This window comes from Flavobacterium sp. IMCC34518, from assembly GCF_027111095.2.
In the GTDB taxonomy this organism is placed as follows: domain Bacteria; phylum Bacteroidota; class Bacteroidia; order Flavobacteriales; family Flavobacteriaceae; genus Flavobacterium; species Flavobacterium praedii.
In genome coordinates, this window is sequence record NZ_CP114284.2 from 1,275,487 (window position 1) to 1,287,500 (window position 12,014).

Below are 12,014 nucleotides of genomic sequence, written 5' to 3' on the forward strand. Positions count from 1 at the left end.
CAATTCTTAATAAAGATAACATAATTTTTTATTTATTGTAAATATTCGCATAAAAAAAAATATAAAAAGCAAAGTTTTCAACACTATCACGTTTTCGTAACCGTGTTTGATTTTTGTCATGTCGAGCGTGTTAATTAATTCTTAATTTTGAAATTCGAAGTAAAAAAACTTAAACAAAACTTAACCAAAAAAACAATTAATTTAAACAAAAAGTATGAAAACAATTTATAGAAAGTTGTTATTTTTATTACTCCTACTTCCGTTTTGCGCAATAGCCCAGAACAAAGTTGAAGGAACGGTGGTTGATAATGCGTCAGGCCAACCCATTCCGGGAGTAAATGTAAGAATAGAAGGAAGTGCATCAGGTACTTCAACAGGTTTTGACGGTAAATTTCAATTATCCAATGTTAAGCCATCGGATGTACTTAACATCTCCTATATGGGTTATTCCAATAGGACAGTTATAGTTGGAAACCAAACCTCCTTAATTATTAAACTTCAAGAAGATTCTAATCAATTGAAAGAAGTTGTAGTACAAGTGGGATACGGTTCAGTTAAGAAAAAAGATGCGACTGGAGCTGTAACGGTCATATCGACAAAAGATTTCAACAAAGGCCCAATTGCTTCTGCTGATCAATTATTAGTTGGTAGAGCTCCTGGAGTAAGAATCACTTCTGATGGAGGTCAACCAGATTCTAACCCTAATATTAGAATTAGAGGTGGTGCTTCATTATCAGGCAGTAATAGTCCTTTAATAATAGTAGATGGTGTACCATTGGATAATGTAAATCCTGCAGGAGTTGCCAATCCATTAACTTTAATAAATCCAAATGATATCGATTCCTTTACAATTTTAAAGGATGCATCAGCAACAGCTATCTATGGTTCTAGAGCATCAAATGGTGTTATAATTATTACAACTAAAAAAGGGTCTTCTGGAAAACCTCAATTTAATTTTTCATCTAACATTTCTGTTGGTACGGTTAATAATCCAGTTGACATGTTAAGCGGTAAAGAATTTGCTTCTTTTATTCAGAAATACCACCCAGGATACACAAATCTTTTAGGTGTAAGTGATGGTTCTGGAAAAGTAGATGATTTAACTACACCTCAAATTGAAGGTAGAATTCTATCAGACACTAACTGGCAAGATTTAATTTACAGAGAATCATTCTCAACTGACAACTCATTTAGTGCCAGAGCTAACTTATTTGGAAAAGTTCCTTTTAGAGCTTCAGTTGGATACACAAAAAGTGAGGGTGTTGTAAGAACTAATGATTTAGACAGATATACAGCTTCTGTTAAATTTACACCAGTATTACTTGATAATCATTTGAAAATTGACATTAATGCTAAAGGAATTTCTTCTAAGAAAAATGCAATTGACGAGGGTGGTGTAATTGGTGGAGCATTAGGAATGGATCCTACTAAACCAGTTTATGACAACTCATCAAAAAATATATTTGGCGGTTATTATCAATCTTTAAATGCGAATAATTCTATAAATGGTCAATACAATCCATTAGCTCTTTTGAATCAAAGAACTCGTCCAGAAGAAGTACAAAAAGTTTTAGCAAATATTCAATTGGATTATAAAATGCCATTTTTAGAAGAGTTAAGAGCTGTAACAAATTTTGGTATAGAATCTTCAAAGTCTAAAATTGAAGAGTTTTACTCTAATAATTCTTTATCAACTTATCAGTTAAACAACTCTGCAGGAACAAATCCTCCTACATATGTATTCAACCCAGGTAAAAATTATGGTGAGAACCAAACAATAAACAATCAAACTTTTGATGCTTATTTACAGTATACCAAAGACTTGACTGGCTTTGTAACTAAATTTGATGCTCAAGCAGGATATAACTATCAAAACTTTAAAGTTGACGGTAATAAAGAGATTTATAGATACAATACTGACACTGGTTTAAGAGAAGAAACTCCAAACCCATCAAATGGTAATAACAGATACTACAACGAAAGAAACTTACAATCATTTTTTGGAAGAGCAAATGTTGATTTATTAAATAAATATCTATTTACATTTACTTTAAGAGCAGATGGTTCTTCACTATTTGAAGAAAGTAAAAGATGGGGTTATTTTCCTGCTGTAGGTTTTGCTTGGAAAATGAAAGATGAATCTTTCTTAAAAGATTCAAGCACATTTAACGATTTAAAACTAAGATTAGGATACGGTATTACTGGACAACAAGACATTTCTGGTGTATCTAATTCGTATCCATACATTCCTCTTTTTGCACCAACAAGTGCTTCAAGTACCTATATTCCGGGTGTAAACGGCTATTATGCATTACCTTATAATCCAGATTTAACATGGGAACAAACAGCTACTTACAACGTAGGTATAGATTTTAGTTTATTTACAAATGGAATTGTAACAGGTAGTTTTGATGCTTATAAACGTTTTACAACTGATTTACTATCTATGGTATCTGCTGCTCCTGGTCAAGCTTTAACTAATGAATTTGTTTCAAATGTAGGTAAAATGGAAAACAAAGGTATGGAAGCTAGTTTAAATGTTAAAGTTATTAATAGTCAAGATTTCAATTTATCTGTTAATGGTAATATGGCTTTTAACCTTGGTAAAATTACAGACTTAAACAATAGAACTACAAATGTTGATAATAATTCTGGTATCCCAGTAGGAACAGGACAAAAAATCGCATACAATACTGTGGGTGAGCAACCTTATTCTGCTTGGGTTTTTGAACAAATTTACGATTCAAATTTAAAACCTATTCAAAATGCTTTTGTTGATAAAAACGGAGATGGTCAAATTACAGACTTAGATCGTCATTATGTAGCATTGAGACCAAATTGGACATATGGTTTTGGTCTAACGGCTTCCTATAAACAATTTGATCTATCTACTACATTCAATGGTCAAATAGGCGGTAAAGTTTACAATGCTAGAAAATTACAATCTGGTTTTATTGACCATTCTTTACCTGTAAATTCAAATGCATTAACAAATATGTTAGATACAGAATATGTATTTACAACTATTAATGGTAACGTTCCTTTCTCAGATTATTACTTAGAAGATGCGAGTTTCCTACGTTGTCAAAATGTAACAATTGGTTTTAAAATGGATAATGCTATAAAAGGTGCTTCTTTAAGATTATATACATCTGTAAATAACTTATTTCTTGTATCTGATTATACTGGAACCGATCCAGAAAATTTCAATGCAATTGACAATAATTTCTATCCTAGACCAAGAGTATTTAGTTTCGGTATGAATCTAGATTTTTAATACAAAAAAAAAGAAAAATGAACAAATTTAAAATTATAGGAGCAGCCGTTATGCTTGTCTTTTTCGCTTCATGCGTTGATGATTTGAATACTGAGCCAAAAGTAGAACTAACATTAGATAAATTGTTAGCAAAAGACCCGCAAGCTGTTGAGGGGATGGTTTCTAAAATTTATGGAACATTTGCACTTTCAGGGCCTGATGGGCCAGGTTCTACAGATGTTGTGACCAAAGATGCTGGTGAAGCAGCATTTTTAAGAGGAATTATTAATCTTGAAGATTTTTCTGCAGACGGAGTAAAAAACCGCTGGGGTGATGATGGACTAGATCAACTTACTACAACAACTGGATGGAATCCAGGTAATAAATTCTTTAGATACTTATTCGATAGAGCTTATTATACTATTCCCCAAAGTAATAATTTGATAAAAATCCTAAAAGAAACTAAGACTGCAATTCCAGATAAAGAAAATCATATTGCTGAATTACGTTTTCTAAGATGTTTAGCTTATTATTATGTGATTGATTGCTTTGGAAAAGGTCCTCTAGTAACTGACGCTGATATCAATTCAACAACACCTAAAAAAGAATCAACAAGAAAAGAATTATTTGATTTTGTTGAAAAAGATTTGTTGGAAGCAGAACAAACTATCACGTCTACAAAATCGTATGGTAAAGCAAATAAAGCAGCAGTTCAAATGTTACTTGCAAAACTATATCTTAATGCGGAAGTTTATACTGGAACTGCAAGATATAATGATGCCCTTACTTATGTAAATAAAGTACTAGCAGATAGTCAATATTCATTAGCGCCGAATTATGTAAGCATATTTTCAGGAGATAACAATACTAGTCCTGAAATTATTTATACATTAATTGCTGATGCTGTAGTTAGTCAAAGTTATGGTAATACTACTTATATTGTAAACGGAAGTTTAAGTAACGAAACAGTAGATCCAAACTTATTTGGAGCAAAAGATGGATGGGGAGGTCATAGAGCTACTAAAGCATGGTATGGTTTATTTAATGGTGGTGATTTATTGGGCTCAAATGATGTAAGATCAAAATTATTCTGGACTACAGGTCATTCTTATGAAATGAATAATTATAAAACATGGACAGATGGATATCCAAGTGTTAAATTTAGAAATTCAAACTTTAGCGGAACTTCTATTTCTACAAGCTTCTCGGGTACAGATTTCCCTTTATTTAGATTGGCTGATGCTTATTTAATGTATGCAGAATGTGTATTAAGAGGTGCAACTGCTGGAAATGCTTCACAAGCATTAACTTATGTTAATGCAATAATCACTAGGTCTAAAGGAGATGCAATAACTGCTTCACAATTAAACTTGAATTTTTTAATCGACGAAAGAGCAAGAGAATTGAATTTTGAAGGACAAAGAAGAACGGATTTGATTCGTTTTGGTAAATTCACAGGCGGTTCATATTTATGGCCATGGAAAGGTGGTACTAAAGGAGGTACTTCTATTCCTGATACCTATAAATTATATCCAATTCCTACATCTGCTTTACAAGCAAATTCAAACTTAACTCAAAACCCAGGTTTTTAATTTAACACTAAAGAACAATGAAAAATATATTTAAATTAAGCGCAATAGCGATGCTTTTAATGTCAGCCGTATCATGTGTACCAACTTCTGACAACGAATTAACAGTAATTTCACCATCTGAAACTCCTAAATTACTTGCTCCAGCTGATGGTGCAGTTTTTATACTAGACAAGCTAAAAGCAGCTGATATGGCTACTACTCTTGTTTGGGATTATACTAAATACGACGGTACTCAGACAGTTATTAACTACGAAGTAGAAATGGCTAAAGCTGGAACTGACTTCAAAGCAATTAATGTTATTACAAAAACTACAGATCGTTTAGTAGCACTTACAGTTGCTCAATTGAATGATGCTGCTCTAAATACTGGTTTAGCTCCTTTTTCAGCTTCAGATGCTGAAATTAGAATTAAATCTTACGTTGGAGTAAGTGGCGTACCTCAATACTCTAATGTAGTTAAATTGAAAATCACTCCTTACCCAGCTTGGGATAACTGGGGAATTATTGGTAGCGCAACTCCTAATGGATGGGGTGATCCTGATACAAATTTAACTTACGATTTAGCTACCAAAAAATACACTTTTGACGGTGCATTAAAAGCTGGTGAGTATAAATTTAGACTAGACGACGCTTGGACTGTAAACCGCGGTGACACTGGTGCTGACTTTTCAATGGAACAAAATGGTGACAATATGAAAATCGCTGCTGATGGAAATTATTTAATTACAGTAGATTTTAAAGCAAATATATATAGTATTGTTAAAAAATAATTTTAAAATTATTTCCAAAAAAGGGCTGTCTGAACTGACAGCCCTTTTTTAATTTAAAAAAATAAACTATTCGGAAAAATACTTAAAAAAAATAAAGTTTTAAACACTACAACGATATCGTAAAATGTTTGTAATCAAACATTCTTATTTAATGTTAGATAAAACTTAACTTTAAAGAATGCAATACAGCGTCATTTAAAACTTTCTAATTGTCATTTTATTCTATTAATAACAAATTCTAACGTTTAAAATCTTAAGGTAAATTAGTTTAAATTAAATGATTTAGGAAATTACACATTTTCAAAAAAATTCTACGACTATGAAAAAACTTATACTTTTAATACCATTTGTTATTTCTTTGTTGTGCACAGCTCAACAACAAACAGCGACTTATTTAATAAGTCCAACTTCGTTTGAAGAAACAACATCTATTACTATTACTATTAATGGAAGCAGTATAAATGAAAGCACTTGGGGTGTAAATGGTAATGCACTTTATTTATGGGCATGGGCTTTTGACTTAGATGATACTACCCAAAAAGGAACACCTCTAAATGGATCTTGGACTACTTCAGATGAAGCCAGTAGATTTACTTATAACTCTGGAAACGATACTTATACAAAAACATTTGTACCAAGTACCTATTATAATACAACAAATATTGGAAAAATTGGATTTCTAATTAAAGCCAAAGATGGAACTGGTGATAAAAAATCACAAGATATTCTTGCTGAAGTTGGAGCTTTTCAAGTAAACCTAACTTCTCCAGCTGAAAACAGTGCAACCATTTTAACTTCTGGGAGTAATCTTTCTATTGCTGCTACAAATACAAATGGAGTTGCTAGTTACAATTTAAAATCAAACGGAACAAGTATTAATACTAATCCTAGCACATCAAGTTTTTCGTTTACACACACCAATATTATTAGCAATCAGAACTATGAATTGGAAGTAACTCAAGGCGCAACAACAGTTACCAAAAAATTTACGGTAGTCATAAATCCAAATACTATTTCCGAAACCATTCCTGCAGGTTTGGTCGATGGAATCAATTATAATCCAAATGATGCCACCAAAGCTACATTAGTTCTTGACGCACCTTTGAAAGATTTTGTATATATAGCAGGAAGTTTTAACAACTGGCAACCCGACAACTCGTATGCGATGAAAAAGGATGCAACTTCAGGCTCAACCAAATTTTGGTTGGAATTGACTGGATTGACCTCTGGAAAAAGTGAAAGCTATTTATATTGGGTAGGAGAAATGACTCCTATTGCAAATTCTCCTGCATTGGTTAAAACAGCTGATCCTTATTCTACTTTAGTATTATCTCCGTACGATGACCAATACATTCCTACAACGACGTATCCTAATATGCCAGTTTATCCTGCTGGACAAGACAAAGAAGTTACGGTTTTACAAACAGGGCAAACTCCTTATGCATGGAGCGCTGCATCGACAAACTTTGTAAAACCAGAAAAAGATAAATTGGTTGTTTATGAAGTATTAGTAAGAGATTTTGACGCTAATAAAAATTATCAAAGCATAATTGATCGTATTGATTATTTTAAAAATTTAAAGATCAATGCCATTGAGTTAATGCCTGTAATGGAATTTGAAGGCAACGAAAGTTGGGGTTACAATACTTCATTTCACATGGCATTGGATAAATTTTACGGGCCATCTACAAAATTAAAAGAGTTGATTGACTTATGTCATCAAAATGGTATTGCAGTAATTCTAGATGTAGCCTTAAATCACGCTTTTGGAAGAAATCCAATGATTCGCATGTGGATGAATGATCCCGATGGAGATGGATACGGTAATCCAACTGCTGAGAATCCTTATTTTAATACCGCAGCTATGCACAGTTACAGTGTTGGAGAAGATTTAAATCATCAACAGCCAAGAACTCAAAATTATGTAAAACGCGTGGTTAAACAATGGATAGAAGAATATAAAATTGATGGATTTCGTTGGGATTTAACCAAAGGGTTTACTCAAAATTGTCCGTCAAATGCAGCTGGTGGTCAAGATGCTTGTACTGGTAATTATCAACAAGACCGTGTTGATGTTCTTAAAGCTTATGCAGATTATTCTTGGTCTCTAGATGCAACTCATTACGCAATTTTTGAACATTTAGGTGGGAATACTGAGGAGCAACAATGGGCTAATTATAGAATTAATGACCCAATAAGTAAAGGAGTGATGATGTGGGGAAATATGAACTCAAATTATAATGAGTTATCAATGGGTTATACTGCAAATATTTCTGGAATGACAAGTCAAAGCCGTGGGTTTACTGCAAATCGATTAATGGGTTATGCAGAAAGTCATGATGAAGAACGTTTGATGTACAAAAATTCTCAATTTGGTAATGCAACAAATGTAGCTCATAATGTAAAAACTTTAAATGTTGCTTTGTCTAGAATGTCAGCTATTGGAGCAGTTTCTTTATTGGTTCCTGGACCAAAAATGATCTGGCACTTTGGAGAGTTGGGATGGAATTCTTCTATTTATACATGTACAGATGGAAGTGTAAATGACAATTCAGCAACGATTGCAGGTGATTGTAAATTATCTACCAAGCCACAACCACAATGGGCAAACAACTGGCTTGCTGATAATAACAGGAACAAAATCTATTATGACTGGGCTAGAATGATCGGTTTAAAAACTACTGAAGCTGTGTTTTCAGGGGTTGCAACTATTCCGAATACATCATCCCTTACCCCAAATATCAAAATCACGAATAGTACATTAACAAGTACCGATCTCAAAGATGTGCTTATTATTGCTAATCTAGATGTAACTGCAAAAAATGTTGCGACAGGTTTTCAATATACAGGATCATGGTATAATCTAATGGATAATACACCTTATACGGTAACCGACGTGAATGCTACAATTTCTTTGCAACCCGGTGAATTTAGAGTCTACGGAAACAAAGCAACTACTTTGGCTACAACTGATTTTGATGTATTAAATGATATTTATATTTACCCTAATCCAGCATCTAATTATTTTATACTAAATACTACAACTACTAAAGTTCAGATTTATGCAATATCGGGACAATTAGTAAAAACTTTCGATAAAAGTCAAGTCAAAGAATATCAATACAATGTTAGTAATCTAGAGAGTGGAATGTATTTCGTTAAAATATACAACGATGAGAATAAAGTAAAAGTGATGAAGTTTATCAAACAATAAAAAACTATTATTTTGAATTAGTATAGTTTTAAAAGCCATCAAATTATTTTTGGTGGCTTTTTTTTACAATCAAAAAATTAAATTTGGGCATGTCCTTGTTGCAGATCATTTTGGGCAAATAACATCATTTTTCAAGCAACAAGGTCGGGCTGTCCATTGTATTCCCGATTAACAAAAACTACGGCAAAAAACCTTGTTTTTCTAAATCGGGAGATGCCATTTCCATCCCTCATGCAAATTAGTTTTCATAACCTTTTTATTGGTTTTAAAGAAAATATACTAAAACAAAAAACAGCTCCATTTAAGAGCTGTTTTTCATAAATTCGAAGTAAATAGTGTTCTTAACGTATGACTTTATTAATTCAAAGTTACTACATTTTGATTTTTCATTTTTAGATTACCTTTATACACTTCTGCAATAGCTTTTCTAGATAATGAAGGCACATCTTTTGAGATCACAATCTCGTGTGTTACTTTTTTTAGGTTTGTTTCCACTTCCAAAAAATAAACACCATCAGGAAATTCCTCAAGACTATAGGTTTTCATAATACCAGCTTTACCGGTAGCAACCTCAGAATAAATTTCGTTATGCAATTTATCATATATAGTTACATTTGCTTGCTGAATCTCATTTACCGAAAAACTAATTTCTTTTCCTGTTCCTTTTTTTACATTTAGTAAAAAATCACCATCAATTGCGTAAGTATTCATGGTAGTCATTGCTACTAATACTACTAGACTTAATTTTAAAATCGTTTTCATAATACTGTTGTTTTAAATTAGTAATTATTTTCACTGCTAAAGTAGGGGGATAATTCCTTTCAAAACACAACTCCATTTTCCAATACAGTTGTTATATTAACCTTAAGAAAACGATATCTAACCACTTAAGATAATTGAGTATTATTCTAAGGTAATTTAGAACACACTATATTTTTTTATTTTATAAAAAATAAGAAAAAAAAGTATCACAAAATCTTAACGTTTCGCACTCCTTTTTCTGCGTAAATATGCAAAATCTAAGTGAAAACAAAATTAGTAATTTCAGGATTTTATAGAATATCACTTTATCCCCAGGTTTAACTTTTAATTACCAGTCAATTTTAAACTATTTTGATAATAGAAGCACTAATGCTTCTGCGGAATCTTTCAATGCTAAAATAAAAGCTTTTAGAAGTCAATTTAGAGGAGTAAGAAAAATAGATTTCGGATCAAGAACAAAACCTGGGGAGAAATAATTAAAAAGTCTGATATTTGCAAAAAACTAGTAGAGAATTGGAATCGTATATAGAACTATTGAAATTAATATTACCTGAGTTTTTGATTGAGAATTTTAATCTAACCTCATTCAAGAATTCAGAAGAAAATCTGCATTTGTATTTTGAAGAAAAAGCGACTACTCCCAAAGAATTTACTGCTGTAGAATTGATCTCCAAAGGCTTTCTGGACGAGGTCACTATTCAGGATTTCCCTCTAAGAGGTAAGTTAGTATATTTGCATATCAAAAGACGTCGTTGGACCAATAAGACCACAAGAGAAATTATTAAAAGAGATTGGACTTTAGTTGCTAAAGGAACCCGCATGACTCATGAGTTTGCGGCTTTTTTAAAAGAAATTAATAGATAATAGCGCTACCGATTGTCATACCATTGGAGGCTTCTTTGGAGTCAACGGCAAAAAACTTCAAAGACAATATAAAAAACACCTGAGTTCCTTCAACACTTGGGCTCCACGAGAACACGCCCATCAATGGATTCTTTACCCTGAAAATATGGGGACTCATTTATCAATTGACGAAGTAGCTTTATCTCAAGGAGAACTTTATACTATTGTAACCAACAAGCAATCCAAAGGCAAAAAAGGATCCTTAGTTGCTATTGTTGCAGGAACAAAGGCAGATCAAGTCATAGAACATATCAGTAAGATTGATTATAAAAAAAGAAGCTGTGTCAAAGAAATAACACTTGACATGGCTAATTCCATGAAGTTAATTTCAAAGCGTTGCTTCCCAAAAGCAGTACAAGTAACCGATAGATTTCATGTTCAAAAATTAGCATTGGAAGCCTTACAAGAGATTAGGATCAAACATCGATGGGAAGCTATGGATTTTGAAAATCAGTTGATAATACAAGCAAAAAAAGAGAATAGAACCTATATTCCAGAGCTCTTACCTAACGGAGACTCTGTAAAACAATTACTAGCCAGAAGTAGATATATACTTTATAAATCTCGTGAAAAATGGACGATAAATCAGAGAGAAAGAGCTAAAATGTTATTTGACCTATATCCAGACATTAAAAAAGCCTATAACCTAAGCCAACAACTTCGAGGTATTTACAATAATAACAATGATAAAAACATTGCAATGACCAAACTAGCACATTGGTATAGAAATGTGGAGGAATCCGGATTTAAAAACTTTAATATCCTGCTCAATACTATAACTTTTAATTACCAGTCAATTTTGAACTATTTTGATAATAGAAGCACAAATGCTTCTGCAGAATCTTTCAATGCAAAAATAAAAGCTTTTAGAAGTCAATTTAGAGGAGTAAGAAAAATAGATTTCTTCTTATTTAGATTATCCAATCTTTTTGCTTAATCCCCAACTTTTGTACCTGATCCTATTTTACTAAATTTTAAAACTTTTTGTAAAACAAAAAACCCTTCATCGATTGATAAAGGGTTTTTAAAAAGAAAGGCGACGACATACTCTCCCACATAACTGCAGTACCATCTGCGCAGGCGGGCTTAACTACTCTGTTCGGGATGGGAAGAGGTGAGCCCCGCCGCAATAACCACCTTAAGAGGTTACAATTGCTTTGGGCAATCATCTATAATTAACAATTGATAATTCACAATTCATAATTATAGTAATATCTTAACATACTGAGATAAAGAATATAAAAAGTATTAGAAAGTTTCTTCTCCCGACCGGAGTCGGGAGAAAAGGTGTACATAAGCTTACGGGTTATTAGTACTACTCGACTATGACATTACTGCCTTTACATCTATAGCCTATCAACGTGGTCATCTCCCACGACCCTTAAAAGAAATCTCATCTTGTGGTGGGTTTCGCGCTTATATGCTTTCAGCGCTTATCCCTTCCAAACGTAGCTACTCTGCGATGCTCCTGGCGGAACAACAGATACACTAGAGGTTTGTCCAATTCGGTCCTCTCG

At 32.7% G+C, this 12,014-nt stretch carries 8 protein-coding genes and 2 rRNA genes (1 of these 10 running past the window's edge); 7 read left to right on the top strand and 3 right to left on the bottom strand.

Features of this window, described 5'->3' with window-relative positions; translation table 11 throughout:
- The first annotated feature begins 214 nt into the window (after positions 1-214).
- From OZP06_RS05605 to OZP06_RS05620, 4 genes are all read left to right on the top strand, one after another.
- On the top strand, positions 215-3,277 hold the full coding sequence (locus tag OZP06_RS05605; protein WP_281324336.1) for a SusC/RagA family TonB-linked outer membrane protein: 3,063 nt from the start codon (positions 215-217) through the stop codon (positions 3,275-3,277).
- Between the two features lie 17 nt (positions 3,278-3,294).
- Positions 3,295-4,848, top strand: coding sequence for a RagB/SusD family nutrient uptake outer membrane protein (locus OZP06_RS05610; RefSeq protein WP_269224018.1), 1,554 nt, complete (start codon positions 3,295-3,297; stop codon positions 4,846-4,848).
- 17 nt (positions 4,849-4,865) lie between these two features.
- Complete coding sequence (locus OZP06_RS05615; RefSeq protein WP_269224019.1) at positions 4,866-5,618, top strand: SusE domain-containing protein; 753 nt, start codon at positions 4,866-4,868, stop codon at positions 5,616-5,618.
- Positions 5,619-5,937: 319 nt separating this feature from the next.
- Positions 5,938-8,832: an alpha-amylase family glycosyl hydrolase gene (locus OZP06_RS05620; protein WP_269224020.1), complete on the top strand. Its 2,895-nt coding sequence runs from the start codon at positions 5,938-5,940 to the stop codon at positions 8,830-8,832.
- Positions 8,833-9,189: 357 nt separating this feature from the next.
- Here OZP06_RS05620 and OZP06_RS05625 read toward each other — a convergent pair whose 3' ends face one another.
- Positions 9,190-9,594: a secretion protein gene (locus OZP06_RS05625; protein ID WP_269223018.1), complete on the bottom strand. Its 405-nt coding sequence runs from the start codon at positions 9,592-9,594 to the stop codon at positions 9,190-9,192.
- A 338-nt stretch (positions 9,595-9,932) separates the two neighbouring features.
- On the opposite strand from OZP06_RS05625, the gene OZP06_RS05630 reads away from it, so the two are divergent.
- The 3 genes from OZP06_RS05630 (at position 9,933) to OZP06_RS05640 (ending at position 11,434) form a co-directional block, all read left to right on the top strand.
- Positions 9,933-10,070, top strand: coding sequence for a transposase (locus tag OZP06_RS05630; protein ID WP_269224558.1), 138 nt, complete (start codon positions 9,933-9,935; stop codon positions 10,068-10,070).
- Between the two features lie 37 nt (positions 10,071-10,107).
- Positions 10,108-10,458 carry a transposase gene (locus tag OZP06_RS05635; RefSeq protein ID WP_269224540.1) on the top strand — a complete coding sequence of 117 codons (351 nt, stop codon included), beginning with the start codon at positions 10,108-10,110 and terminating at the stop codon, positions 10,456-10,458.
- A gap of 145 nt (positions 10,459-10,603) precedes the next feature.
- Positions 10,604-11,434, top strand: a complete 831-nt coding sequence (locus OZP06_RS05640) for a transposase (protein ID WP_281238531.1) — start codon at positions 10,604-10,606, stop codon at positions 11,432-11,434.
- Between the two features lie 94 nt (positions 11,435-11,528).
- On the opposite strand, the gene rrf is transcribed toward OZP06_RS05640, so the two are convergent.
- Positions 11,529-11,638: ribosomal RNA gene (gene rrf, locus OZP06_RS05645) — 5S ribosomal RNA — on the bottom strand.
- A 148-nt stretch (positions 11,639-11,786) separates the two neighbouring features.
- Positions 11,787-12,014, bottom strand: a 23S ribosomal RNA gene (locus OZP06_RS05650); it runs 2,661 nt beyond the window's last position.